This is a genomic window from Kribbella sp. VKM Ac-2569 (genome assembly GCF_004216905.1).
Taxonomy (GTDB): Bacteria; Actinomycetota; Actinomycetes; order Propionibacteriales; family Kribbellaceae; genus Kribbella.
The window spans coordinates 843897-870029 of record NZ_SGXJ01000003.1 but is presented as its reverse complement, the minus strand read 5'-3'; the positions used below and the strand labels follow the sequence as shown (position 1 = coordinate 870029).

The 26133-nt window shown below is 68.7% G+C and carries 25 protein-coding genes; 9 read left to right on the top strand and 16 right to left on the bottom strand.

Going from position 1 to position 26133, the window contains the following annotated elements:
• The 3 genes from EV649_RS24515 to EV649_RS24505 form a co-directional block, all read right to left on the bottom strand.
• A complete protein-coding gene (locus tag EV649_RS24515; RefSeq protein ID WP_130385894.1) occupies nt 1–303 on the bottom strand; it encodes an urease subunit gamma in 303 nt (100 codons plus the stop codon).
• A 241-nt stretch (nt 304–544) separates the two neighbouring features.
• The gene (locus tag EV649_RS24510) at nt 545–2185 is read right to left on the bottom strand and encodes a hypothetical protein (protein ID WP_130385893.1); all 1641 of its coding nucleotides are present in this window, start codon (nt 2183–2185) and stop codon (nt 545–547) included.
• A 103-nt stretch (nt 2186–2288) separates the two neighbouring features.
• Nucleotides 2289–2672, bottom strand: a complete 384-nt coding sequence (locus EV649_RS24505) for a MarR family transcriptional regulator (RefSeq protein WP_241998612.1) — start codon at nt 2670–2672, stop codon at nt 2289–2291.
• Nucleotides 2673–2779: 107 nt separating this feature from the next.
• Between EV649_RS24505 and EV649_RS24500 the strand changes: the two genes are divergently transcribed.
• The 4 genes from EV649_RS24500 to EV649_RS24485 all read left to right on the top strand — a co-directional run bounded on the left by EV649_RS24500 (nt 2780) and on the right by EV649_RS24485 (nt 6805).
• Entirely contained in the window at nt 2780–3841 is a 1062-nt protein-coding gene (locus tag EV649_RS24500) for a substrate-binding domain-containing protein (protein ID WP_130385891.1), read from the top strand.
• Between the two features lie 34 nt (nt 3842–3875).
• Nucleotides 3876–4688: an alpha/beta hydrolase gene (locus tag EV649_RS24495; RefSeq protein WP_130385890.1), complete on the top strand. Its 813-nt coding sequence runs from the start codon at nt 3876–3878 to the stop codon at nt 4686–4688.
• Between the two features lie 25 nt (nt 4689–4713).
• A complete protein-coding gene (gene lhgO, locus EV649_RS24490) occupies nt 4714–5910 on the top strand; it encodes an L-2-hydroxyglutarate oxidase (RefSeq protein ID WP_130385889.1) in 1197 nt (398 codons plus the stop codon).
• A gap of 79 nt (nt 5911–5989) precedes the next feature.
• A complete protein-coding gene (locus EV649_RS24485) occupies nt 5990–6805 on the top strand; it encodes an amino acid-binding protein (protein ID WP_241998610.1) in 816 nt (271 codons plus the stop codon).
• A gap of 20 nt (nt 6806–6825) precedes the next feature.
• Here the strand turns inward: EV649_RS24485 and EV649_RS24480 are convergent, their stop codons facing one another.
• From EV649_RS24480 to EV649_RS24460, 5 genes are all read right to left on the bottom strand, one after another.
• A complete protein-coding gene (locus tag EV649_RS24480; protein ID WP_130385888.1) occupies nt 6826–7284 on the bottom strand; it encodes a GyrI-like domain-containing protein in 459 nt (152 codons plus the stop codon).
• A gap of 17 nt (nt 7285–7301) precedes the next feature.
• Nucleotides 7302–7655 (bottom strand): hypothetical protein, encoded by a 354-nt coding sequence (locus EV649_RS24475; RefSeq protein ID WP_130385887.1) that lies wholly within the window; start codon nt 7653–7655, stop codon nt 7302–7304.
• A complete protein-coding gene (locus tag EV649_RS24470) occupies nt 7652–8623 on the bottom strand; it encodes a hypothetical protein (protein WP_130386281.1) in 972 nt (323 codons plus the stop codon). The genes EV649_RS24475 and EV649_RS24470 overlap by 4 nt, the downstream gene beginning before the upstream one ends.
• A gap of 85 nt (nt 8624–8708) precedes the next feature.
• Nucleotides 8709–10445 carry a GAF domain-containing protein gene (locus EV649_RS24465; RefSeq protein WP_198682655.1) on the bottom strand — a complete coding sequence of 579 codons (1737 nt, stop codon included), beginning with the start codon at nt 10443–10445 and terminating at the stop codon, nt 8709–8711.
• A gap of 26 nt (nt 10446–10471) precedes the next feature.
• Nucleotides 10472–10924, bottom strand: a complete 453-nt coding sequence (locus tag EV649_RS24460; protein WP_130385886.1) for a pyridoxamine 5'-phosphate oxidase family protein — start codon at nt 10922–10924, stop codon at nt 10472–10474.
• A gap of 86 nt (nt 10925–11010) precedes the next feature.
• Here EV649_RS24460 and EV649_RS24455 point away from each other — a divergent pair, with 86 nt between their 5' ends.
• Entirely contained in the window at nt 11011–12684 is a 1674-nt protein-coding gene (locus EV649_RS24455; protein WP_241998609.1) for a SulP family inorganic anion transporter, read from the top strand.
• Nucleotides 12685–12749: 65 nt separating this feature from the next.
• Nucleotides 12750–13337 (top strand): hypothetical protein, encoded by a 588-nt coding sequence (locus tag EV649_RS24450; protein WP_130385884.1) that lies wholly within the window; start codon nt 12750–12752, stop codon nt 13335–13337.
• Here the strand turns inward: EV649_RS24450 and EV649_RS24445 are convergent.
• From EV649_RS24445 to EV649_RS24420, 6 genes are all read right to left on the bottom strand, one after another.
• Nucleotides 13334–14518 (bottom strand): acetate kinase, encoded by a 1185-nt coding sequence (locus tag EV649_RS24445; RefSeq protein WP_130385883.1) that lies wholly within the window; start codon nt 14516–14518, stop codon nt 13334–13336. The two genes, EV649_RS24450 and EV649_RS24445, sit on opposite strands and share 4 nt — an antisense overlap.
• Entirely contained in the window at nt 14515–16596 is a 2082-nt protein-coding gene (gene pta / locus EV649_RS24440) for a phosphate acetyltransferase (RefSeq protein ID WP_130385882.1), read from the bottom strand. Before pta ends, EV649_RS24445 begins: the two co-directional genes overlap by 4 nt.
• A gap of 319 nt (nt 16597–16915) precedes the next feature.
• Nucleotides 16916–17296: a hypothetical protein gene (locus EV649_RS24435; protein ID WP_130385881.1), complete on the bottom strand. Its 381-nt coding sequence runs from the start codon at nt 17294–17296 to the stop codon at nt 16916–16918.
• Nucleotides 17293–17673 (bottom strand): VOC family protein, encoded by a 381-nt coding sequence (locus tag EV649_RS24430; protein ID WP_130385880.1) that lies wholly within the window; start codon nt 17671–17673, stop codon nt 17293–17295. Before EV649_RS24430 ends, EV649_RS24435 begins: the two co-directional genes overlap by 4 nt.
• A gap of 76 nt (nt 17674–17749) precedes the next feature.
• A complete protein-coding gene (locus EV649_RS24425) occupies nt 17750–18484 on the bottom strand; it encodes a YafY family protein (RefSeq protein WP_130385879.1) in 735 nt (244 codons plus the stop codon).
• Nucleotides 18485–18519: 35 nt separating this feature from the next.
• Entirely contained in the window at nt 18520–19143 is a 624-nt protein-coding gene (locus EV649_RS24420) for a VOC family protein (RefSeq protein WP_130385878.1), read from the bottom strand.
• A 127-nt stretch (nt 19144–19270) separates the two neighbouring features.
• On the opposite strand from EV649_RS24420, the gene EV649_RS24415 reads away from it, so the two are divergent.
• Nucleotides 19271–20986 carry a sodium:proton antiporter gene (locus tag EV649_RS24415; protein ID WP_130385877.1) on the top strand — a complete coding sequence of 572 codons (1716 nt, stop codon included), beginning with the start codon at nt 19271–19273 and terminating at the stop codon, nt 20984–20986.
• On the opposite strand, the gene EV649_RS24410 is transcribed toward EV649_RS24415, so the two are convergent.
• A complete protein-coding gene (locus tag EV649_RS24410; protein ID WP_130385876.1) occupies nt 20983–21726 on the bottom strand; it encodes a dienelactone hydrolase family protein in 744 nt (247 codons plus the stop codon). The genes EV649_RS24415 and EV649_RS24410 overlap by 4 nt on opposite strands.
• A gap of 183 nt (nt 21727–21909) precedes the next feature.
• The gene (locus EV649_RS24405) at nt 21910–23310 is read right to left on the bottom strand and encodes a sulfatase-like hydrolase/transferase (protein WP_130385875.1); all 1401 of its coding nucleotides are present in this window, start codon (nt 23308–23310) and stop codon (nt 21910–21912) included.
• Between the two features lie 122 nt (nt 23311–23432).
• Between EV649_RS24405 and EV649_RS24400 the strand changes: the two genes are divergently transcribed.
• Both EV649_RS24400 and EV649_RS24395 read left to right on the top strand, forming a co-directional pair.
• A complete protein-coding gene (locus tag EV649_RS24400) occupies nt 23433–24575 on the top strand; it encodes an ROK family protein (RefSeq protein ID WP_157996295.1) in 1143 nt (380 codons plus the stop codon).
• Nucleotides 24515–26122, top strand: a complete 1608-nt coding sequence (locus EV649_RS24395; protein ID WP_130385873.1) for an alpha-L-arabinofuranosidase C-terminal domain-containing protein — start codon at nt 24515–24517, stop codon at nt 26120–26122. Before EV649_RS24400 ends, EV649_RS24395 begins: the two co-directional genes overlap by 61 nt.
• Nucleotides 26123–26133: the final 11 nt, after the last annotated feature.

Genomic DNA, 26133 nt, shown 5'->3' with positions numbered 1-26133 from the left:
TCAGATGATCGGATTGTGGATGGTGACGAGCTTGCGGCCGTCCGGGAACGTCGCCTCGACCTGCACGTCGTGCAGGAGTTCGGCGACGCCGGGCATGACCTGGTCGCGGCCGAGGACGGTGCGGCCGGACTCCATCAGGTCGGCGACGCGGGCGCCTTCGCGGGCGCGTTCGATCACCCAGGTGCTGAGTAGAGCCACGGCTTCGGGATGGTTGAGAAGCACTCCCCGGGCCAGCCGGTCGCGGGCGACCATGCCGGCCACGGAGAGCAGCAGCTTCTCGACGTCAGCGGGAGTGAAGTTCATGGTGTGTTGGTGCGGGGCCGCCCAGAGACGCAGGAAGCGACCACCGCTGACTCCCTTCGCAGGTCGGGGGCTGCCGAGGCAGCAGCCTGGATGGAGCAGGAGCCGTGATCCGGCTCCACACGCCGGGTTGGGGAGGATTTTGTACCCGATATGGGAGGTAATCCTCCCCAAGCTGCATCATGGCAGCCCCGACTCGGCGGCGGAGCAGCGAGGGCGGCGGGGCAGGTCCCTCGTGAGGCGGTCATGCTTGCGCAGGTAGGACGTGGTCGGCGACCTTGTCCGTGCTCAGGCACAGCGAACACACTGCAGCGGAGTGCGTCTCGCAGGCGGTCATGTCGGGGCGCTCGTACTGCTGCCGGCACACGTGGCACGTCAGCACCTCACCGGACGGGTTCCCGTGCTCGTCGTACATCGGCAGGTCCAGCCCGTCGTCGACCCGTCGCAGGTAGTACTTCCCGCGCGTGATCACGGCGAGCACCGGCGGCAGGACGAGAGCCAGCCCGATGGCGACGAGCGGTGAGTACGGCTTGATCCCCGAGCCGAGTCCACCGAAGAACACGACGATCGAGACGCCGGCGGCTGCCGCCATCGATCCGAAGCCGACCGGGTTGACGGCGTACAGCATGCCGCGCCGGAACTCAGGAGCCTTCGGGGACAACCCCAGCAGGTACTTGTTGAACACGATGTCCGAGGCAACGACCACGATCCACGCCATCCCGCAGTTCGCGTAGAACCCGAGAATGGTGTTCAGGAAGTCGAACATGTTCGCCTCCATCAGCACCAGCGCGATCACCAGGTTGAACCCGAGGAACACCAGCCGTCCGGGGTAGTGCCGGGTCAGCCGCGTGTACGAGTTGGTCCAGGCCAGCGAACCGGAGTACGCGTTCGTCACGTTGATCTTCACCTGGCTGATGACGACCAGTACGACGGCCAGCGTCATCGCCACCCACCCGGGCAGGAACCCGCGGTAGATCTCGAGGAACTGGTGCACCGGCTGGTTCGCGATCGATGACGAGTCGGCGACGTTCGCGATCAGGTAGACGGCGAGGAACAGGCCGATGACCTGTTTCAGGGCGCCGAAGATCACCCAGCCCGGCCCGGCCAGCAGCATCGCGGTCCACCACCGGCGCGAGTTCTCCGGGGTCTTCGGCGGCATGAACCGCAGGTAGTCGATCTGCTCGGCGATCTGGGCGATCAGCGACAGGCACACCCCGGCCGCCAGCAGCATCGAACCGAAGTCGGCGTCCGGACCGTAGTCGAAGAACGTCGACACCGACGACGGGTGCGACACGAGCAGGTAGCAGAACGGCAGCACCATCAGGATCAGCCACAGCGGCGTCGTCCAGACCTGGAGCGTGGACAGCACTTTCATCCCGTAGATGACCAGCGGGAAGATGACCAGCGTCGAGACGGCGTACCCGAGCCACAGCGGCACATGAAGCCCCAGCTGAAGGCCTTGCGCCATGATCGAGCCTTCGAGCGCGAAGAAGATGAACGTGAACGACGCGAAGATCACGTTGGTGACGACCGAGCCGTAGTACCCGAAGCCGCTGCCGCGGGTGATCAGGTCGAGGTCGATGTTGTAGCGCGCGGCGTAGTACGCGAGCGGCAGGCCGGTCGCGAAGATCACCACGGCGAAGATCGCGATACCCCAGAGCGCGTTCGTGGTCCCGTACGAGATCCCGATGTTCGCGCCGATCGCGAAGTCGGCGAGGTAGGCGATCCCGCCGAGGGCCGAGACGGCGACGACGCCGGTCGACCATTTCCGGTAGCTGCGCGGCGCGAACCGGAGGGTGTAGTCCTCCAGCGTCTCGCGGGTCGCGGTGGTGGGTGTGGGGGCTTCAGCGGTGGTGCGGTGGTCGAGCGAGGGTTCCACAGACATGGGCGAACTCCTGGCGGCACCTTCGGGCGAGCGGTGCTCCGGCGGGCCGGCGACGCTGCCGACGAGGGATGCACCCGAATGGAAGGAACCTAGGAACGCCGTGTTACCGGTGTGTTGCCGAGCTGCTACGTTCGTGTATTTCCATCTGGAAGTACTTCGCTACGTCCGCCTCGAGCTCGCGCTGGGCCGAAGCGAGGCGATCGGCGACCGTGCCGCCGACGGGGGAGAGCGCTGTGACGATCCGGCGCTTGTCGTCGGGATGGATGCGCCGCAGCACCAGCCCGCGCTCGACCAGCTTGTCGACGTGCCGCGTCAGGCTCGCGGCCGGCAGTACGGCGGACTCCGCGAGCATCGACATCGGCTGCCCGGGCTCCTCGTGGAGCGCGGCCATGACCCGCCACTGCTCGATCGTCAGGCCGAACTCGTCGAGCAACGGCTGCAGACCCAGCTCGAGTTGCCGCTCGATCCGCTTCAGCAAGAGGAGCACGGAAGACCCCCTCATCGGTTCAGGTGGTGGGAAATATAGCCGTTCGGTCGATGTTCCGCCTCCGGTTCGTCCACACTTGACCGAATGTACGGCGGGAGGAGGTGACGGTGCGGCGCTCCGACGTACTGCCGATCGCCTTCGTCGTGCCGCTGCAGGGGCCGACCGGGATCTACGGACCGTCCTGTGTTGCCTGCGGCCAGCTCGCGGTCGAGCAGTTGAACGCACGGAACGGCATCGCCGGCCGCCGGGTCGAGCTCATCCAGGTCGACGCCGGCCGCCCGCCAGAGGTCGTCGCCGAGGATGTGGGGCGACTGGTCGACACGGGTCGCGTCGAGGCCGTGGCCGGCTGGCACATCTCCGCGGTCCGGGTCGCACTGACCCGACGGATCGGCGGGCGGGTCGTGTACGCGTTCGCGGCCATGCACGAGGGCGGCGACGACACGCCTGGCGTGTTCATGCTCGGCGAGCGCCCGGTCAACCAGTTGCTGCCGGCCGCGCACTGGTTGCGCGAGAACCTTGGCGCTCGCCGTTGGGTTGTCGTCGGCAACGATTACGTCTACCCGCGGGTGACCGGCTCGGTGGCGCAGGAAGCCTTGCAGGGAACGGGATCCGAGATCGTGCACTCGGCGTACGTCCCACTCGGTACGGCGGACTTCCGGGACGTGATCGACGGGCTCCGGGCAACCGATGCCGATGGCGTGATCATGCTCCTGATGGGCCAGGACGCGGTGCACTTCAACCGGCAGTTCGCGGCCGGTGGACTGAGCGAGAGGCTGCTCCGTCTCAGCCCCGCGATCGAGGAGAACACGCTGCTCGGCGCCGGATCAGGTGCGAACCACGGCGTCTACGCGGCCGCGGCGTACTTCGACAAGCTCACGACCGTCGAGAGCAGCGAGTTCGCCCAGCAGTACTACGCCCGCTTCGGTGCCTTTGCGCCCGCGCTCAACGCGGTCGGTGAGTCCTGTTACGAGGCGATCCGCTTCCTCGCCCGGCTCGGCGAGATCAGCGGCTCGATCGCGATGTCGGCCGCTCTCCCGAGCGGTCATTTCTACGACAGCCCGCGGGGCCTGCTGCGCCTCGACGGCAACCTTGTCGACCAGGACGTGTACCTGGCGGTCGCCGACGGCCTCGAGTTCCGGATCCAGGAGCAGATCGCCCACACCGCCTAACCAGCATGAACCGTCGTGATGGTTAGGTGGAGGTATGGACGTTGATGAGCGGTTCAGCTGGGAGGGCCGATCGATCGCGTGGGGCCGGGCGGGCAGCGGTCCGCCGGTGGTGTTCTGCCACGGGACGCCGTTCTCGTCGCGCGTGTGGTCGCGGTACGCCGACGCGCTGAGCGCCGACTTCACCGTGTACCTGTGGGACATGCCGGGGTACGGCGAGTCGTCGAAGCACCCCGAACACGCGGTCGACTTCGGCGCGCAGGCGAAGGCGTTCGCGGCGTTGCTCGAGCACTGGGATTTGGAGCGGCCGCGGGTCGTGGCACACGACTTCGGCGGGGCCGTCTCCTTGCTAGCAACGCTAGCCGAGGGCGCGGCGTACGAGTCGTTGATGCTGGTCGACGTGGTCGCGATCCCGCCGAGCGGGTCGGCGTTCTTCCAGTTCGTGAAGCGCTACCCGACGACGCTCGACGAGTTGCCGGCGTACATCCATGAGGCGATCCTGCGGGCGTACGTGAGCGCGGCGAGTCATCGCGGTCTGCGGGACGAGGAGCTAGCAGCGCTAGTTTCTCCGTGGTGCACGGAGGCGGGGCAGCCGGCGTTCTATCGGCAGATCACGCAGTACGACGAGGAGTTCCTGGTCCAGAACGAGCGGACGGTCGGCAACCTCGCGATCCCCGTGAAGGTGGTCTGGGGGAGCGAGGACGCCTGGATCCCGCCTGCGACCGGGCGGCGGCTGGCCGGGCTGATCCCGGGTTCGTCGTACGTCGAAGTACCGGGCGCCGGCCACCTCATGCAGTACGACGCCCCGGTGGCGCTGGCGACGGAGCTGCGCAAGTGGCTGTATTTCTGACCGCAGGTCCACCCTCTTTTCACAGGTGACGAGATCTGCGGTGGTGGTCGGTGGCGGGATCGTGGGGCTGGCTGTGGCGCGAAGCCTGCAGCGGCTCGATCCCGGTACGCCGGTCGTCGTACTCGAGAAGGAACCGACTGTCGGGGCGCACCAGACCGGGCACAACTCGGGCGTCGTGCACTCGGGGCTCTACTACCGTCCGGGCTCGCTGAAGGCGCGGTTCGCGGTGGCGGGCGGTACGGCGCTGCGCGAGTACTGCGAGGAGAAGGACATCCCGCTCGACGTGCCGGGCAAGCTCGTCGTCGCGACGACCGAGGCCGAACTGCTGCAGCTCGATCGACTCTTCGGGATCGGCCGCGAGAACGGTGTCCCGGTACGTCGGCTCACCCTGGACGAGGTCGCGGAACGTGAACCGCATCTGCGGGTGAAGGGTGCCCTCGCGGTCGACTCGACGGGACGCGTCGATTTCAAACTCGTAGCCGCCGCGCTCGCTGACGACGTACGGGCTGCCGGCGGCGAGATCCGGACCGGTGTGTCTGTGACGGCGGTCGAGAACGCGAGCTCCGTGGTGCGCGTGCGGACGACGGACGAGGTGATCGAGGCAGGCCGGGTGGCGGTGTGCGCGGGCTTGCACAGCGACAGGCTTGCGCGTGCGTCCGGTCTCGAACCCGGGGTCCGCATCCTCCCGTTCCGCGGCGAGTTCAGCGAGCTCGTCCCCGAGCGGGAGTACCTGGTGAAAGGGCTGGTGTATCCGGTGCCCGATCCCGACCTGCCATTCCTCGGCGTCCACCTGACCCGCGGAATCGACGGCAGCGTCCACCTCGGCCCGAACGCCGTCCCGGCGCTGTCCCGCGAGGGCTACTCGTGGTCAAAGATCGTCGTACGGGACGTGTGGGAGGCGGCGACGTACCGCGGCTCCTGGAAGCTCGCGCGCCGGTACGCCCGCACCGGCGCGAAGGAGATCGTCCGCTCGCTGACCGGACGGGCGCTCGTGCGCGAGGCGCGGCGGATGCTGCCGGAGTTGCAGGTGTCCGACGTACGACGGTCCGGTGCCGGCGTCCGCGCCCAGGCCGTGACGCGTGACGGCAAGCTGGTCGACGACTTCCTGTTCCTCCGCGACGGCCGCGCCCTGCACGTACTGAACGCGCCGTCACCCGCCGCCACCGCCTGCCTCGTCATCGGCGACCGCATCGCCGAAGAGCTGTCGGCCGACCGAGCCTGAGCGGGTCATGTGAGCGATCCCACGCTGACGTCACGTTGGCGCAACAGGTGGGCAATCTGGGTCGGGGACGCTTTCAGGTATGGACTCGTTGCGTACGACGCTCACGGGTGGGACTGCCTGTGACGTGTGTGGACGTTTGCCGCATCCGCGGCGACTCCGGCTGACTCTGGCGAAGCTGTTGGCGATCGCTCCGGTGGAGCTGGCCTTGCACGCGGTGGTGCTCGCTGCGCATCCGCCGTACCTGGTCTCGGTGGCCGTTCTGGCGAGCGTGACAACGGCGCTCGTGATCTGGGTGGTGGAGCCGTCGACGATGCGGTTGCTGCGGTCCTGGCTGCATGCTCCGAAGGCTCGTCCGCGGAATGGGATCGGGACGCTGTGGCGGATTCGCGTGACGCTCGACGACCGGGCGGGAACGCTGGAGAGCGTTGCCCGGCAGCTCTCCGTGCTGGATGCGAACATCCTGGGGCTGCACGTTCATCCGATCGACGACGGGGTGCGGGACGAGCTGGTGGTCTCGACGCCGGATGACATCACGGCCGCAGATCTGGAGCTTGCGATCGAGTCAGGCGGCGGGCGCGGGACGCACGTGTGGCCGACGACCGCGCTGGCGTTGGTGGACGGCCAGACGAAGGCATTGAGTCTGTCGGCTCGCGTGGTGGCGGATCCGAGCGAGCTGCCGCACGCGGTCGCCGAGTTGCTCGGCGCTCAGCTGGTCACGAATCGGGTGACCCTGGCGGGTCAGCTTCCCGACGATGGGACCGTGCTGAAGGTGCCCTCGCCGTGGACCGGCCTGTTCGCGTTCAGCCGGCCGGGAGAGCCGTTCACCCCGGCTGAGTCCGCCCGAGCGCACCGCCTCGCCGAACTGGCAGAGGCCGCCCAAACCATCACCCGCTGAGCCCGCTGAGCCCGACGCGGTCAGGTGGTCGGGAACGTGATCGGCTGGACGATCTCGATGCGGGTCCCGACGTGGTCGCAGGTGGGGAGGTCGTGGTAGATCTCCCAGCTGTCCCCGGTCGCGACCGCGGCCTCGGTTTCCAGCCAGTCCTGGACGGCGTGGTAGCTGAGCGGGAGTTTCTCGTCCGGGTCGGTGTGCCAGACGGCGAGCACCGGTCCGGCGGGCAGGGAGGAGGCTTCGACCTCCCCGCTGTTCGCGATCGGCGCGCTGACCGGGAAGCCGGCTTCGGCCTCGATCTCGCCGCCGGGCAGCGGATGCCAACGGGCGAACGGGTAGCCGGTCGGAGCGATGCCGTGGTGACGGAGATGCTCGGCCACGACCGCACACGCCGAAGGAACCCAGTCCGGCAATTGCTCGGGGACAAGGTGGCCCCGCCGGACGGCGGTCTTTTCGTTGCTGTGGAATCTCACCTGGGGCATCGGTGCATCACCATCAATCAATGTACGTCGGCAACAGGCGCATGGATACGGACAGCTACCCGGCTGAGGGCGCGCAGGGCGGCCACGGTCTCCGCGATCTGCTGATGCGACGCGCTGGAGTGAACCGTCCGGAACAGTTCGTTGCGGTCGCCTTCGAGGCCTTCGAGCAGGTGTTCGATCTCGGCGGCCACGGCGTCGTACGGCGGCTGCGCGGTCAGCAGGGGCAGGATGTGGCCGCGGAAAGCGACGAGGGTGTGCTGGGCCTCGGCCAGCCGGCGCTCCTCGAGGAACCAACTATCGGACGAGCTGGTCTCGGCGAGGTTCCCGAGGTCGGCCTCCCAGCGGTCGATCTCCCGGCGCAACGTGGTCATGACTGCTCCTTCAGGAACTCGGCGAGCGGGCGACGGGCGGTTGCGGAACCGGGTCGGTGGTGGCCGAAGCGGATGACCATGTGCGCGTGGCCCGGCTGTCCCGTGAGGTGCTGGACACTGCGGCGCAAGTCGTCGTACTCGAGCGGCTGGTTGAGGAACGAGGCGCTGACACCTGCCTGGGTCGCGGTGAGCAGCACGCGTTGGAGTGCTGCGCCTGCCGTGACCTGGTCGGAGGGCTCGTCGAAGTCGGTCGAGAGTACGGCGAGGTCCGGGTGCTGTTCGAACGGCCGCTCGGCCCGCACGCGGTCGGTCGGCCGGGTCGCGAGGTCGCGCACGGCGGCCGGGTAGGTGGTGGCGCGCGGGCCGAGCGCCGAGCTGGGCACGCCGTCGGCGGTTCGTTCGCCGCCGACCCAGTGAGCGCGTTCGGCGCGGCGGTGCCAGTCGCCGATCTCGCGCAGGTCGGTGTCGAGCACCAGGTCGAGGACCGTGCGGACATCGTCCTCGGCGAGCCAGGTGAGCTGCGCGCCCTCGGCGTACGCCGCCTGCATCAGCGAAACCCGCGTACCCTCGGCGATCGCGGTGGCGTCCGACGGGTTCCGGTCGGTGTGGCGATACGGGATCTGTACGGCGAGATCGAGCAGCTCGTCGTTCCGGGCGGCGGTCGGCTCGATCACGATGCGCGCGAGCAGATCGGGTTCTTCGCTCGGGTACGGCGCCAGCCCGAACCAGGCGCCGTACCCGAGAGTCTCGGCAGCGCAGCGGAGGTTGAAGGTGGCTGCGCCGGCAGCGATCCGCATCGCCCGTCCGGTGGGGTCCTCGGCAGGAAGAGTGCGGGATCCGTCCACGTAGACGTCGATCACGTGGCCGTCGATCTCGAACCGCCACGGCTGGGTGTTGTGCATGCTCGGCGCGGCAACGGCGGCCGCGAGCAGTACGTCGATGTGCTCTCTGGGCAGCTGATCGGACATGAGGTCCACCTCCACCTTCAGCTTCGCCGGAGAAGCGTGGGTGGCGCTGCGGGCAAGAGTCCCGACCTGGTGGGCCGTTCGGCCGTCAGCCGACCGGGGCAGTCAGCTCGACGACGGTGCCCTGCGGGTCGTTGTCGCTGATCCGCACGGTGCCACCGAGCGCCTGGGCGCGGTCAGTCAGGTTGCGGAGCCCACTGCGACGGGTGCTCGGGCCGATACCGACGCCGTTGTCGGTGACGCGGGTGACGACCTGGTCGGGCGAGACGGTGATCTCGACGGTCGCGTGCGATGCCTCGGCGTGGCGGACGATGTTGGACAGGGCTTCGCGGATCGTGGCGAGGATCTGCGGCCGGACCGTCGCCGGTACGACGGTGTCGATCGGGCCCGTGCACGTGAGTTGCGGCCGGAACCCGAGCGGTTCGGCGTACTCGTTGACGAGCGCCTGTACGTCGCTACGCAGCGACGCGGTCTCGTGCGGCTGCTGCAGCTCGAAGATCGCTGCGCGCAGTTCGTGGATCGTCGTGTCGATCTCGTCGACCGCACGGGCCAGACGTTCCTGGTGCTCGGACGCGACCAGCCGTTGCATGCCCTGGAGCTGGAGCCCGGTCGCGAACAGCCGCTGGATGACGAGATCGTGCAGGTCGCGGGCGATCCGGTCGCGGTCCTCGAGTACGGCGAGCACGTCCCGGTCCCGTTGCGCCTGGGCGCGCTCGACCGCGAGCGTGGCCTGGCCGGCGAACATCCGGACCAGGTCTGTGCCCTCGGCGACCCGTGAGTTCGCGCCTTGTGCGGCCGCGACGACCAGCACGCCGCCGGTGCCGGAACCGCCGGCCGGCAGCGGCGCGAACGTCGTCCGTGCAAGCGTCGCGCCTTCGGGGAACTCGGCCAACCCACCGGAATCCTTGAGGAACTGCGCGAGGTCCTCGATGACGACCTGTTCACCGGCGCCCGAGATCACGCGGCCGAGCACCGGTAGGTCGCTGGGGATCCGCCGGCCGATGTACTGCGAGTATCCGGGCGGCCCGTCGACGGCGCGGACGACGAGCTGATCCGCGTCGGTGAGGAGAACGGCCGCGACCTGCGCCCCGGACACCTCACGAGACCGCTGCGCGATCAACTGGAGCGCCTGGTCGACATCGAATTCGCCGAGCATCAGTTGGGTGATCTCGGCCGTGATCTCGTGCCAGCGCCGGCGTCGCTCGGTGTCGGCGTACAACCGGGCGTTGTCGATGACGACGCCGGCCGCGGCAGCCAGGGCGGTGACGGCGCGTTCGTCGTCCTCGGTGAAGTCGGCGCCGCTGGTCTTCTCGGTCAGGTAGAGGTTGCCGTAGGCGTGTTCGCGGGTTCGGATCGGGACGCCGAGGAAGCTCTTCATCGGCGGGTGGTTCGCCGGGAATCCGTACGATCTCGGGTGTTCGGCGAGGTCGTGCAGGCGGATCGGCTCGGGGTGCTCGATCAGCAGGCCCAGGATGCCGTGGCCCTCGGGGTACGGTCCGATCGAGGCGATGTCCTCGTCGGTCACGCCGTGGGTGATGAAGCGGACGAGTCTTTTGCCGTCCGGCCCGACGACACCGAGCGCGCCGTACCGTGCACCGGCGAGCTCGCAGGCCGCGGAGACGATGCGGTCCAGGGTGCTGTTCAGGTCGAGATCCGCGCCGATCCCGACGACCGCGTCGAGAAGCGCCCGCAAGCGCTCCTGGTACTCCATGAACTCGTCGACACGCCCCAGCAGTTCCTGCAGGAGCGCATCGAGCCGTACCCGGGACAAGCCCGCATGCTCGAGCGCGCCTTCGTCCCACCCCCCACGCGAGCCTTCGGCCACCGGACCACAGTACAAACAGTGACGAGCTACCGGAAGCGCGGACGCCGGCCCCACGGGACCAGGCGCCGGCCGTGGACCGACTCGATCCCGAGCCGGACGAGCTGCGGTTCCTCCATCGGCATCCAGGAATGCAGGGCCAACGTACGACGCAACTCGGCTGCCTCGTCGTCCGTGACCACGGACAGGTGCCCGATCGCCGTCACCGTCCACCCGACGTGCCGCTCCGCGTCGACCTCGTCGGCCTCGAACGCGACCACATCGCCCCGCTCGGCGGCCCGGAACTTGTCGCCCTGGCCGGTGCTGAACACGATCGTGTCCTCGTCGACGACGAAGTTGACCAGGCGGATCGCCGGCAGCCCGGCGTCCGTGTAGACCAGCCGTCCGAGTGGGACCGACGCGAGCAGCCGCAGACAGTCCGCCGGCCCGATGATCTCCAGGCGGGATCTGTCGAACTGCTGCACTGTCCCGAATGTCTCCACACATCAACAGTCCGGCGACGTCGAGCGTGGCAGTAGGGCCGAAAGTCCCGAGCAGCAAGGACACTGTTTCCCGAAGGGGGTGGAACTTGACGATTCCCGGAGTTGAGACGCTGCGGCAGTATCAGCGGGGCTGGTTGCGGTCCGACGTACTCGCCGGCCTGACTGTCGCGGCGTACTTCGTGCCGCAGGTGATGGCGTATGCGCAGCTCGCCGGTCTGCCGGCGGTGACCGGGTTGTGGGTCGCGCTCGGTCCGTTGGTGCTGTACTTCTTCCTCGGATCGTCACGGCTGCTGTCACTCGGTCCGGAGTCGACGACGGCGCTGCTCACGGCCACCGCCATCGGCCCGCTCGCGGCTGGCGATCCGGTGCGGTACGCCGGGTTGGCCGCCGTACTAGCACTGCTAGTGGGAGCGATCTGCCTGCTCGGGTGGGCGGCGCGGCTCGGATTCCTGGCCGATCTGCTGTCCAGACCGGTGCTCATCGGCTACCTGACCGGCATCGCGGTGATCATGATGACCGGCCAGCTGGGACGGCTCACCGGCGCTCCGGTCGACGGTGACTCTCCACCGGCGGAAGTGCTGTCCGCGCTCCGGCTGATCGGTGACTGGAAGCCCGCTCCGGTGCTGTTGTCCGTGGCAGCTCTGGCGTTGCTGCTCGGCTTGGCCCGCTGGACGCCGCGCATACCTGGGCCGCTCGTCATGGTGGCGCTAGCAGCGCTAGTGACTTGGGCAGCTGACCTAGGTGACAGGGGAGTGGCGCTGGTCGGTTCGGTTCCGAGCGGTCTGCCTGTGCCGCACGTGCCCGCGCTGTCGGTGCATGACCTTGGCCTGCTCGTCCTACCTGCGGTGGGCGTCGCTCTGGTCGGCTACACCGACGTGGTCCTCACCGCCCGCGCATTCGCGAGCCGCGGCGGTGGCGAGCGCATCGACCCGGGCCGCGAACTGCTCGTACTCGGACTGGCCAACGTCTCGGCCGGCCTTCTGCGCGGCTTCCCGATCAGCAGTAGCGGCAGCCGTACTGCTCTCGCGGACGCCTCCAACGCGAAGAGCCAGGTCTACTCGCTGGTGGCCGCGCTCACGATCGTCGCTACGCTGCTCTTCGCCGGCCCGCTGCTCGAGACGTTCCCGATCCCCGCGCTCGGCGCCCTGGTCGTGTACGCCGCGCTGCGCCTGATCGAACTGGGGGAGTTCCGCCGGATCGCGTCGTTCCGGCGCAGCGAGTTCCTGCTGGCGGTGGCAACAACCGTCGGCGTGGTCGCGCTCAACGTGTTGTACGGCGTACTCGTCGCGGTCGCGCTGTCCGTCATCGACGTACTGCGACGCGTCGCCCGGCCGCACGACGGGATCCTCGGCTACGTGCCCGGGATCGCGGGGATGCACGATCTGGACGACTACCCGGATGCGCAACCGGTGCCCGGGCTGGTCGTGTACCGGTACGACTCGCCGTTGTTCTTCGCGAACGCCGACGACTTCCACCGCCGCGCGCTGGCGGCGGCCGACCAGGCGACGACGCCGGTGCGCTGGTTCCTGCTGAACACCGAGGCGAACGTGGAGATCGACATCACCGCGCTCGACGCCCTCGACGCACTGCGCGAGGACCTGAAGTCCCGCGGCATCGTCCTGGCCCTCGCCCGAGTCAAACAAGAACTCCGTGACGACCTGGACAACGCCGGCTTCCTCGACCGGCTAGGTCCCGACCGCGTCTTCTACACCCTCCCCACTGCGGTAGAGGCCTTCCGCAACCAGTCACCGGACACCTAGGACTCGTCGTGTATCACGAGGGCGCGGTCGGAGTTCCGTACCTGTAGAGGACTTTGGAGGCTCCGATGGCACTGATCGAACTCACTGCAGATGACCTGTGCGCGATGGTGAGCTCCCCCTTCCCGTGTGAAGAAGGAACCATCATCGACCCGATCGCCGTCGCCCACTTCCTGGGCTTCGTCGAAACCGGCGCTGACGTCTTCGCGGACGCCGACAGCGGAGTAGCCCGCAAAGGGCGGAAGGCCGACGAGCGCCTTGCCCTGTTGTCTTTGGCCTGCTCGATGGAGGCAACCCAGGCCGTTACCCGGGGGAGGTCCGCGAGCCCGGACGCCGCGGAGGGCGAACCCGAACGTGCACACGTCAAGGACGCACTCGACGCCTTCACGGACGGTGTGATCGCAAGCCCGCCGGTCCTGACCACCGTGATTCCGCCCCCTGGCACCGTCATCGTGATCGGAACCGTTGTCATCACGATCCCGACCCCGCCGCCCGTACCTCCGCGCTGGGAAGCGGGCGAGCAGCTCGCCCGCACCGATCTGCTGGCCCTGGCGGTCCGTTTCCAGTCGGCGTCGAAGATGTCCGGCATCGGCACGACCTCGGAGGACCTGGCCGCGGCGGCCGCCCGTCTCATCGATGTTGCGATGGCGCGCTAACCGCGGACGACGTCCAGCGCCTGGCGGGCGATCTCCCACTCCTCGTTGGTGGGGATGACGAGGACGGCTACGGGGCTGTCCTCGGTGGAGACGATCTGGTCGTTGTTGGTGTTCCGAGTTGGGTCGAGACGAACGCCCAGGCCTTCCAGGCCGCTGAGGGCGGCGGCGCGGACCTCGGCCGAGTGCTGGCCGACGCCGGCGGTGAAGACGATCGCGTCGACCCTTCCCAGTACGGCGTAGTAGGCGCCGATGTACTTCTTCAAGCGGTAGCAGTAGACGTCGAACGCGAGTTCGGCCCGCTCGTCCCCGGCCGCCCGGCGGCGTGACACCTCGCGGAAGTCGTTCACGCCGGTGAGGCCCTTGAGCCCGGACTCCGAGTTCAGCGCCCGGTCGGTCTCCTCGGCCGACCGGCCCGCGACCCGGGCGAGGAGCCCGTGGATCGCCGGATCGAGATCGCCCGACCGGGTCCCCATCACCAGACCCTCCAACGGCGTCAGCCCCATCGACGTGTCCACCGACCGGCCGCCCTGTACGGCGGTCGCGGAGCAACCGTTGCCGAGGTGCAGCACGATCAGATTCACATCCTCGAGCTCGCGCCCGAGCAGCGCTGCGGCCTGACCGGACACGAACGAGTGCGACGTACCGTGGAATCCGTACCGCCGGATGCCGTACTCCTCCTGCCAGGAAGTCGGCACCGCGTACGTGTAGGCGTGCGGCGGCAACGTCTGATGGAACGCGGTGTCGAACACCGCCACATGCGGCAGGTCCGGCAACAACCGCCGCGCGACCTCGATGCCCTCCAGATTCGCGGGATTGTGCAACGGCGCCAGCGGAACCAGGTCGGTCACCGCCGCGATCAACTCGTCGTCGACCAGGGCCGGCGCCGCGAACCGGTCGCCGCCGTGGACGACCCGATGCCCGACGGCCACGATGTCCACGTCAGCGAGCGCGGGACCATGCGTCTCGAACGCCCGTACGGCGGCCTCCAACGCGGCCTCGTGATCGGCCACCGCCTGGTCGTCGTTGAACTCACCCGCAGGCCCGTGGTGCACGTGGTGGCTCTGCTCCTCCCCGATCTGCTCGACGAGCCCCGTTGCCGCGGCCTCACCCGTCTTGGCGTCGACGAGGCTGTACTTGAGGGAAGACGATCCGGCATTGATCACCAGTACGTGATCACTCATCGCGTTCCGCCTTCCTGGGCCTGGATCGCGGTGATCGCGACCGTGTTGATGATGTCCCGGACGGTCGCTCCACGCGACAGGTCGTTGACCGGTTTGCGCAGACCCTGCAGGACCGGGCCGACCGCAACGGCGTTCGCCGAGCGCTGCACTGCCTTGTACGTGTTGTTGCCCGTGTTCAGGTCGGGGAACACGAACACGGTGGCCCGGCCGGCGACGGGGGAGTCCGGCAGCTTCGTCCGTGCCACGGCGCTGTCGATCGCGGCGTCGTACTGGATCGGTCCCTCGACCGGCAGTTGCGGTGCGCGTTCGCGGACGATGTTCGTTGCCTTGGACACCTTTTCGACGTCGGTGCCGGCGCCGGACGTGCCGGTCGAGTACGAGAGCATCGCGACCCGCGGCTCGACGCCGAACGCGACGGCGGTCGCGGCGGACGAGATCGCGATGTCGGCGAGCTGCTCGGCCGTCGGGTCCGGGTTCACCGCGCAGTCGCCGTACACCAGGACCTGGTTCTGCAGGCACATGAAGAACACCGACGAGACGACGGAGACGTCCGGGACGGTCTTCACCACTTCGAGGGCCGGCCGGATGGTGTGCGCGGTGGTGTGGACGGCGCCCGACACCATCCCGTCCGCGAGTCCGAGCTGGACCATCATTGTGCCGAAGTACGACACGTCCCGGATCAGTTCGCGTGCGCGGTCGAGGTCGACGCCGCGATGCTGCCGCAGCCGGTGATACTCGGCGGCGAACTGCTCGGTCAGGTCAGTGTTCTCGGGATGTACGACGTGCGCCGCGGTCAGGTCGACGCCGAGCGCCGCGGCCTTTCCGCTGATCGTGGTCGGGTCGCCGAGCAGGGTGAGGTCGGCGACGCCGCGCCGCAGCAGTACGTCGGCGGCGCGCAGGATCCGCTCCTCCTCGCCCTCCGGCAGCACGATGTGCCTGCGGTCGGAGACGGCCCGGTCGACCAGTTGGTGCTCGAACATGAGGGGCGTCACCGCGCTGCTGCGGGCGAGCGCGAGCTGGTCGAGCAGCGCCGTACCGTCGACGTACTGGTCGAAGAGCGCCAGGGCCGTGTCGATCTTGCGCGGCGCGTCCTTCGTGAGCCGGCCGCGGACGGCGGTGAGCTTCGCAGAGGTGGCCTGCGTACCGAGATCGGTCTCGATGATCGGCAACGTGACACCGAGGCCCTCGATCAGCCGTTGCACCTGGGCCGGGAGCTCGAAGCCGCCGTTGAGCACGATGGCCGCGATCTGCGGGAAGGTCCGGGACGCGTGCGCCATCAGGACGCCGAGCACGACCTCGGGGCGGTCGCCGGCGGTGACGACCGCGGCGCCGTCGAACAGCCGGTCCAGCACGTTCGGCATCGTCATCCCGGCGATCATCAGCCCGGTGACCTCGCGGGTCAGCAGTTGCGGGTCACCGCTCAGCAGCCGGCCGTCGATCGGCGCCATCAGGTCGGCGACGAGCGGCTGGTTCAGCACCGGCTCCTCGGGGATCGCGAACGCCGGCGCGCCGATGCCGTCGAGTGCGGCGACGAGGAGCTTGCCTTCGCCATCGTCCACGCGGTTCGCGATGACCGCGAAGAGCGAGCCGTGGTTCGCGGCGAGCTCCGTCGCGGCCATGTCGGCGATCGCCCGTACGTCGTGCGGCGTACGGCCGAACCCGTTCAGCACGAGCAGTACCGGCGCGCCGAGGTTCGCGGCGATCTTGGCGTTGAACGAGAACTCGGTCGGGGTGCCGACATCGGTGTAGTCGCTGCCGACGATCACCACCGCATCAGCGTGCTCGGCGACCGCGTGATAGCGCTGGACGATGGTGTCCAGCGCCGCGTCGGGATCCTCGTGCACCTCGTCGTACGTGACCCCGACGCCGTCGTCGTACGACTGCTCGACCGCACCCTGCGAGATCAGTAGCTCGAGAACATAGTCCCGCCCGCCGTGTGTCGCGGTGTCCGCGCGCACGATCGGCCGGAACACCGCCACTCGTCCGACGCGTCGGGACAACTGGTGGAGCACCCCGAGAGCCACCGTCGACTTCCCGGTCGTGCCCTCCACCGAAGCCACATAGACACTGCTACCCATACCGCGAACCCTACGAAACTGTAGGGCGCGTCAAGGCGGGCAGGTGGTCCTACCAACTCTCCAGCTAGTGTCCCGCGCCCGAAGTTCGTGCGCTAAGTCCGGAGTCGGCCGGACTTGACCACGCCAGCCTCTGGCTCCGGGCCCCCAAACCGGTTTGGGGAGACCTACCTCCCCGAATCGGGCAGTAGCGCTCCCCGGTCGCAGGCAAGAGCCTCCCCAAACCGGTTTGGGGAGCTCGTCGAGGGCCTGAGTGGACTGGGCGCGGGGAGCCGAGATCGCACCGGGCCGGACTTACGACGCGAACTTGCGGCGCAGGACACTAACCGGATTTGCCGGGGAGGTTCTGGCGGGCGAAGGCGACGGCTTCAGTGAGGAGCAACTGCCAGAGGGCGCGGTCCGGGGTGGGAATGGCGACCCACTCGCGCATCGGGTTGCCGGTCGGGGCGAACGGGGTGCCGGTGCCCGCGGTGATGAGGGCGGTCACGCGGTCGGCGGGGAGCTTGAGAATCAGCGCCGTGCCGTTCCTCTCGAGGCAGGCGACGAACTGCCCGGCGAGACGGATGCACGGGTGCCCCATGATCGTGCCGTGGCCGATGGCAGGGTCGTAGAGCAGGTCGTCGGTGAGCTCGTCGTACAGCTCGCGCGCGGCGTCCCCGCCGGCGTTGGCCGGCGGGGACGTGTGGTGGGTGGGTCGGGTCATGCGGCGGGCGGGGTGAAGATCCCGAACTGGTTGCCGGACGGGTCGCGCAGGTAGGCGAAGGCCGGGGTGGCGTCGAGGCGCTTGTTGATCACGGTGCCGCCGAGCTGTTCGGCGTCGGCGCAGGTGGCTTCGATGTCGGCGACCAGGATGTAGAAGATCGCGTGGTTCGGCAGTTGCCCGTTGGTGCCGAAGATGCCGCCCATCGGCCGGTCGGAGCCGGAGGCCTTGATGTTGCGGTACTCGAGGCCGGTGGCGGCGAGGGCGCCGTCGGACTCGCAGGTCCAGTCGAACAGGCTGCCGTAGAACTTCTGGGTGGTGTCGGGGTCGTCGGTCGCGACCTCGAACCAGGCCAGCGTGCCAGGGGCCGGAGTACTCATCGATCTCTCTCTTTCATCCGAGGGCATCAGGTGGTCTGTGCAACGGACCCCACGGTGTCAGCGGTTCGCGACAGCCCTATGTCGGAGTTGGGAAAAGATCTTCGGGACGCAGCGCGGCATGCGGCAGTTTGGTTTCGTAGCCATCGACCTTCAGATCGCCGGTCGCGAGCGGTCGGGAGGGTGGTGTCGCGGTGCGCTCGGCGCGGGTGATCCGATCCATCCGGAACACCCGGTCCTCCTGGCGCAGGTGGCACCAGGCGGTCAGGTAGGAGCCGTTCGGTCCGACGACGACATGTTGCGGCTCGACCTCGCGCTCGGTCGCGACACCGCCGACGTCGGTGTAGGCGATCCGCAGTACCTGGTTGTGACGCACCGCCCGCCAGATCTGCTCGGCGACCTCACCGTCCGGATCCGGCACCGGCTGCACGAGCAGCCGCACCTTCGCCGCAGCCGTACGTGCCTCGTCCAGATCCCGCGGCGGCATCGCGGCCACGATCTTCTGCAGCGCGGTCCGCGAGTCGCGTGAGAACAGCACGTGGTTGCTGCGGCTCAACGCCACCGCGACCGCCATCGCCTCCCGCGCGGTGAAGTTCAGCGGCGGGAGGCTCATCGACCGGTCCACCGAATACCCACCGGTGCGCCCCTGTTTCGTCGCCAGCGGTACGCCGGCCTGCCCGAGCGCACTGAGATCACGCTCGATGGTGCGCACGCTCACCTCGAAACGCGCCGCCAGCTGCCGCGCCGTACGCCCCCGAGGACCCGCCGCGCGTAACTCCTCGGCGAGCGCATACAGCCGATCGATCCGGTTCATGCTCGGCACGCTAGCCGTGCCCACGGACAATTCAGTTACTGAGGGAGTTCGGCTCCGGTGCGCTCGGCGAGCATGTAGGTGGCGTACCAGGTCGGCCAGTTCTCGTCGGCCTGGCCGGTGCGGGCCTCGTGCTCGCCGTGGGCGGCCGCGGCGCGCCGAAGAGCCGCTTCGAGGTCGTCGACGGAGGTGTACGTCGCATCGTCCACGCGACCGGGCAGCCGCTTGGTGACCTCCTGCAACAGCCAGGTGTTGCCGTCGGGGTCACTGAACGTCGCGAACGACCCGTAGCTCGACCGCTCGTCCGCCGGCCCGGTCACCCGACCGCTGGTGTCGCCGGCCTCGAACTGCGCACCGGGAGCAGCCGGGTGGAAGACCTCGCTGACCTTGGCGCCGTGCGCCAGAAGTTCGGACCGCGCCGCCTCCACATCGGTGACGACGAGGTAGAGCCCCTGCGCGGTGCCCGGCGCGGCCGAGGTGATGTGAGTGCCGAACTGGACCGAGGCGGGGGAGCCCGGCGGAGTGAACTGGACCACCCGGAAGCCGTTGTCGAACGCGAAGTCCGCGTCCAGCCGCCAGCCCAGGCCGCTGTAGAACTCCTTCGACCGATCGGCGTCCGCGACCGGGACGACGACGGCTTCCAGCTTCAGGTCGGTGCTCATGACTTCCTCCAGGGGATTCGACTCGTTCACTGACCTCCACAATGCCGCTAAGACGCCCCCGTGACACCAGTGAGAATCCCTGGTCATTACCCGGGCCCACCGGTGACCGGCCCTAGAGTGCTGTCACGTGGATCATCAGATTGTTCTGATTGCCGGAGCGGGCCTCGTGATCATGATCGCGGCCTCGGTCTTCGCACGCCGGACCGGTGTCGCCGCGCCGCTGCTGCTCGTTGCCCTGGGCATCGGAGCCAGTTACCTGCCGAGTACGCCGGCCATCCACATCGAGCCCGAGATCATCCTCGCGGGCATCCTGCCGCCGCTGCTCTACGCGTCGGCGGTCCAGCTCCCGGTCCTCGACGTACGGCGGAACTTCGGGTTGATCTCCTGGTTGTCGATCGTGATGGTGATCGTGTCCGCGCTGGTGATCGGGGCCGTCGTCCACGCGCTGTTCCCGAGTATCTCGTTCGCGCTCGCCACCGCACTCGGTGCGGTCGTGAGCCCCACCGACGCGGTCGCGGCGACCGCGATCGGGCACCGGGTCGGGCTCCCGCCACGCCTCATGACCGTGCTCGAAGGCGAGAGCCTCGTCAACGACGCCTCGGCGCTCGTCGTCCTACGTACGGCGGTGGCCGCGCTCGCCGTCACCAGCCACTTCAGCCTCGGCCACACCGCCCTCGACTTCGCCTGGGCAGTCGTCGGCGCGATCCTGATCGGCGCGGCCGTCGGCCTGCTGACCGTCGTACTGCGGCAGCGTCTCGACGACCCGGTCCTCAACACGACGATCTCGTTCGCCGTACCGTTCCTCGCCTACTTCCCGGCCGAGGAGGCACACGCGTCCGGCGTACTCGCCGTGGTGATCGCCGGGCTGCTGACCGGAGCGCTCGGCAGCCGGAAGTTCAGTGCCCGCGACCGGCAGACGCAGGCGACCACCTGGACGACGATCAGCTTCATCCTGGAGAGCGGCGTCTTCCTCGCGATGGGGTACCAGTTGCCGGAACTCGTCGACGACGCCCGCGCGGAGACGACGATCGGCGAGATCACCGGGCTCGTCCTGCTGGTGGTCGGCCTGCTGGTCGTACTGCGTTTCGTCGGGCTGGCGTGGCCCGCGCTGCAGGGCCGGTTCGGCCGGAAGGACCGCCATGAGCAGGTCCGGGCGCAGTTGGACCAGTTCGAGGAGCACCTGGACTCGATGGAGCCGGCCGGTGCGCGCGAGGAGAACCGCGTCGCCTGGGCGCGCAGACGGCTCGCCCGCGGCCGGGCGGACGCGGACTTCGAGAAGCGCGAGCCGATCACCGGCCGCGGGATGCTGGTGCTCGCCTGGGCCGGGATGCGCGGCGTCGTGACAGTCGCCGCCGCGCAGACGATCCCGGCCGGTACGCCGCATCGCGACACGGTCGTGCTCGCGGCGTTCATCGTCGCGCTGCTCACGCTGGTGCTGTTCGGGATCTCGCTGCCCGCGGTGATCGCGAAGATGCGGTTCCGTCCGGAGAGCAGCGAGGACAAGCGCGACTCGGTGCAGGCGCTGATGCGGCAGATCGGCGAAGCCGCGATCGACTCGGTCGGCCCGCTCGAGGAGCAGACCGTCGACGGCGAACCCCTCGATCCGGTCGTGGTCAGCACGCTGAAGGACCGGATCGTGCCGCGCCTGGTCTCCGGGAGCCGGCAGCTCCGGGAGACCAAGGCGGACACGCGCGAACAGATGGAGATCCTGCAGCGCCGCTACCTCGACGCGATGCGCGAAGCCCTCGGGACGGAACGCAGCATCGGCGTGTACAGCTCCGAGACGTACCGCCAGGTCGAAGGCTTCCTCGACACCGTGGAGCAGCGCTTCACCACGTCCTAGCGACCGAGGTGCCGATTGAAGAACCGCACCATGCTCTCGACCTCGAACCGCGGGACTTCCTTGTGCGCACCTGCGTTCGCGTGCAAGGACTTCTCCGTCGAGGCGAACGCGTCGAACAACGCCAGCCCGGAGTCGCGCGGGATGTGCTGATCGTCCCACTGCAGCAGGAACTCGACCGGCACCTTGATCCGGCGGGCATGCTCGGCGAGCGTCCCGTCGTACCAGAAGATGCCGAACACGGCGGCCGCGATCCGGGGATCGGCGGCGGTGAGCGGTACGCCGATCGCGGTGCCCATGTTGAGCCCGAAGTACCCGAACGGGCCGTCGATCTCGGGCAGTCGCTCGAGCGCGTCGAGGGTTGCCTGCCATTCGGGTACGGCGCGCTCGGCGAGGTGCAGGTTGTACGGGACGACGATCGGTCCGACCGGTACGCCGGTGTTCATCGCCTCCTGCATCGCGGCGATCTGCTGGTCGTCGAGCGCCGTACGGGGCCGCTCGCCGTGACCGGGTGCGTCGATCGCGACGGCGTGGAAGCCCTCCGCGACGAGGCGCTGGGCGCGACCGACCATCGGGAGTGCCTTGGCGTCGCGGCCGCCGCCGTGCCCTAGCAGGATCACTGGGGCGGGCTGACTCGGCGCGGCTGGTGACCAGAGCATGCCGTGGATGTCTTCGTTGAGGGTGAACTCGCGTTCGAGGACGCCGTTCGTGGTGGTGGTGCTGATGAACTGCAGATCAGTCATGGTGGTGCCCTTTCAGGAGTGCCTGGTTGCGGCGCTCCTGGCGACACCTAGTCCGATCGCCCTGTCGTGACGGAGAGAGGGAGCACCCGTCGAGATACAGCGTTCATGGGTCCCACCTCCTCGCGTGAAGTCACGTCCGCCGGTACCGTACTCGCCCGCTCGACGTGCGTGCCAACGAATTTCTCACCAGTCGGCGACACGTTCCTGACTGCGGTCCTCGGTGGCGACCAGGACGTCAAGGAGGAACTCCTGGAGGTCGGTGCGGATGTCTCGGTGCAGCGGGTCGTCCCAGAGGTTCTGCAACTCGTTCGGATCGGCGGCGAGGTCGTACAGCTCACCGGTCCGCTCCCTGTCGGTGGCGGGGGAGCCGTGCTGGACGATGAGCTTCCAGTGGTCGCGTCGGAGCATCGTGAGGTGGACCGGGGTCGCGTACGGATGCCCGCTGTTGCGGTACTCGCTCAGCGCCCAGCCGCGGCCCGTTGCGCGATTGGTGGCCAACGGCAACAGGTCCTGCCCCTCGCCGAGGGGCTGCAGTCCGGCGGCGGTGAGGATCGTGGCGCCGAGATCGATCCACTGGACGAGCTCGGTGTTGCGAGCGCCGGCCGGGATCGTCGAGGGCCAGCGGAGGATGAGCGGGACGCGGACGGCCTGGTCGTACATCATCGGGCCCTTCAGCATCAGCTGATGGTCGCCGAGCATCTCGCCGTGGTCGCTGGTGAAGATGACGAGCGTGTCGTCGCTGAGCCCTTCGGCGTCGAGCGCGTCGAGGATCCGGCCGACCTCCTCGTCGACGAGCGTCATCATCGCGTAGTACGCCGCCTTGACCTCTTGGAGCTCTTCCGCGCTATACGACGTGAAGCCGCGCGCGTGGCCGGCGTACGACTCGTGGGACGCCTCGGTCTGGATCGGTGGCTTCCCGGTCAGGTCGTCGGGGAGTGGGCGGCTGAGTTCCTTGTCCCGGTAGCGGCGTACATAGTCCTCCGGGGCGCCGAAGCCGTGGTGCGGGTCGAAGAAGTTGGCGACGAACAGGAACGGCTTGTCGCGGTCGCGGGACTGGGTGAGGAAGTCGATCGTCTGCTCGCCGATCCAGTGGCTGTAGTGGATCTCGGCGGGGAGCGTGTCGTAGTCGACCTCGACTCCGGCCAGGTCGGGCCGGAGGGTGTGGAGCCAGCGGTGGTATTCGTTCTCCGACGAGCCCGGGTACGGGTCGTGGGCCCAGCGGAACACGCGGAAACCGTCGTCGTGCCGCTTCTCGGAACGACCGCCGAAGCACGCGTTGAGATGGAACTTGCCGACCAGGCCGCAGTCGTAGCCGGCGTCGGCGAGGTCCTTGCTGAACAGGCGCGCGTGGTCCGGCAGGCCGACGCCGTTCGCCCAGAGGCCGTGCTGGTGGACGTACCGGCTCGTCATCAGGCTGGCGCGGGACGGGCCGCAGACCGGGTTCTGCACGTAGCAGTTCTCGAACAGCACGCCCTGCGCGGCGAGCCGGTCGAGGTTCGGGGTCTCGATCTCGTCGTTGCCGGAGGCACCGAGCGCGGAGAACCGCTGCTGGTCGGTGCAGAGGAGCAGAACGTTCGGCCGCATGCGGATCAGTGTATTAAATCTGAAGTATTGACATAAATATGGTCCGGCGGTCAGAGTCGGGTCCCGTGGGAAGGGAATCGTCCGGGCCGCTTCGGCTTCTCCGGGAAACACACGAGGAACGGGTGCTGTCCGCCCTGCGCACCCGAGGTCCGCTGACCCGCGCTCAACTCGCGGAACAGACGAACCTGTCCCGCGCGACGCTTTCGTCGATCATCCAAACCCTCCTGAGCAAACAGGCCCTGGCCGAGCGCCGCGGCGAAGACCCGGCCGGCCCTGGACTCCGAGGGCGTGGGCGGCCGGTTTCGGTGCTGACGTTGAATCCGGCCGGTGGGCTCGCGCTGGGGATCGATCTCGGGCAGCGCCGGATCCAGGTGACGATCTCCAACGTCGCGCACGAGTTCGTCGCCTCGGGCGCGATCGCCTGCGCAGAACGTACGCCGTGGGTCCGCCGCGTCGAGCTCGCTCTCGACCTGGTCGACAACCTGACCACCCGCCACGAAATCTCGTTGACCGCGCTCGCCGGAGTCGGCGTAGGCATCGTCGGTCCGGTGGCGGCCGATGCGCGCTCGGAGCGGGTCGAGCTGGTGCGCGAAACGGTTTCCGCGTGGTTCGGCGTACCTGTCTATGTAGACAACAACACGCGGCTAGCAGCGCTAGCGGAGGCGGTGTGGGGCGCTGGCTCGGGTGTGGACAGCGCGTTGTATCTGCGGCTGTCGTACGGCGTCGGCGGGGGACTCGTACTCGGTGGCCGGCTGTTCGCGGGAGCCGGTGGCGCGGCAGGGGAGCTCGGGCACATCAGCGTGGACCGTGACGGACCCGCCTGTCCCTGCGGCGGCCGTGGCTGTCTCGAGCGCTACGTATCGCTGACAACCCTGCAAGCGCAATGCAGCGACATCCTCGACGCCCGCGACCAAACGGCGCGCGACCTGCTCGCGGATGCCGGCACGCGCATCGGGGAGGTTCTGGCCGCGGCCTGCAACACCGTCAACCCGGAAGTCGTCGTGATCGGCGGCGAACTGGCCGAGACCGGCGACCACCTGTTCAAGCCGCTGGAAGCCGCGCTCCGCCGGCACACCCACAGCCAGGTCCACCGCACAGTACGAGTCACCCGCGCAGCACTCGGCCCCGACGCCGCAGCCCGCGGCGGCATCGCCCTCGTACTCACAACCGCTCTCAGCGCTCTCGACCAGGAGGCTTCCCGCCTGTGCATCCCGCCGCGACCATCGACATCCGCCGGGACCGGCGGCACGCCATCGACCCGCTGATCTACGGGCACTTCCTGGAGTCCGCGTTCTTCGGCAACATCGAGGGCGGCGTCTTCGACGAAGGCTCACCGCTGGCGTACGGGGGCGATGACGCACGGAACGGTCTGCGGCAAGACGTGATCGAGCTCTGCCGGGAACTCGGTCTCCCGGTGGTCCGCTGGCCGGGCGGCAACTTCACGTCGGCATACCACTGGGAAGACGGCATCGGACCGCGCGACTCCCGGCCTCGACGGTTGGAGCTGGCCTGGGGATCCGAGGAGAGCAACCACTTCGGCACCGACGAGTTCCTCGCCTGGTGCGCCGAGGTCGGGACCGAGCCGTACCTCGCGCACAGCTGCCGCGACGTCGACGAGGCGGTCCGCTGGGTCGAGTACACCAACTATGGCGGCAACACCGAATACACCCGGCGGCGGGCGCTCAACGGCCATCCGGCGCCGTACGGCGTGAAGTACTGGGGACTCGGCAACGAGGTGTACGGCGACTGGCAGATGGGCCACCGCAGCGCCGCCGCATACGCCGCCGACGCGGCCGAGCATGCCCGCTTCATGCGAGCTGTCGACCCGTCGCTGAGATTCATCGCGGTCGGCAAGACCGACGACCGCGACGGCTGGACCAAGACCGTACTAGGTGCCGTCGGCAACCAGATCGACTACCTGTCGTTCCACCTCTACGGCGCGACGACGCAGCTGATCGACGGCGATGCCGAGTACGACGCGATCGTCGCCCAGTCGCTCTACTTCGAGCAGCAGATCGTCGAGTACTCGGACCTGGTCGGCGGGATCGCAGGCGAGCGTCCGTTGGCGCTGGCCCTGGACGAATGGAACATCCGGCACGTCGAGCCCGCGACGTGGCCGGAGCCACAACCGTCGGACGATGGCGGCACGGTCGCCCGCGACGTCGACGGCCGACCGGCCCACCCCGCCCACCGCGTGAACCGGTGGAGTCCGAGAACGCTCGCCGACGCGCTCTTCTACGCCGGCGTCTTCCACGCCCTGCACCGCGCCGGCGGCCGCGAAGTTCCGGTCGCGATGGCGAACACGGTGAACCTGCTGAACGCGAACGGCGTGATCGTTGCCCGCCCCAACGGTGCCGTGCGTGCGGCGACGTACCACGTCTGGGATCTGTACCAGAACCACCTCGGCCCGATCGCGCTCGCCGCGGACGTACGGTCGCCCGGCAAGCTGACCGCCGTACGGCAGGGCGACGAGCGCGACCACCGCGGCGAGTTCCGCGCCTACCCGGCGACCGTTCCGGATCTCGACGTCTCCGCGACCCAGACGGCCGACGGCAACTCGATCCGCGTCGCCGTCATCAACCGCCACCGCGACACCGCGATCCGCGCCGACCTGACCCTCGACGCGAGTCGAGACGCCCTGCCGGCACGGGCTGCGGTGAAGCAACTGACCGCGGACGACGTACTCGCGTCCAACAGCCTGACCGCGCCGGACGCCGTGAGCTTGCGCGACCTAGGCACCGTCGAACTGACCGACGCGAGCTACGACTTCCCGCCCCACAGCATCACGCTGCTGTCCTTCGACCTCAACTAGCCGAATCCGCA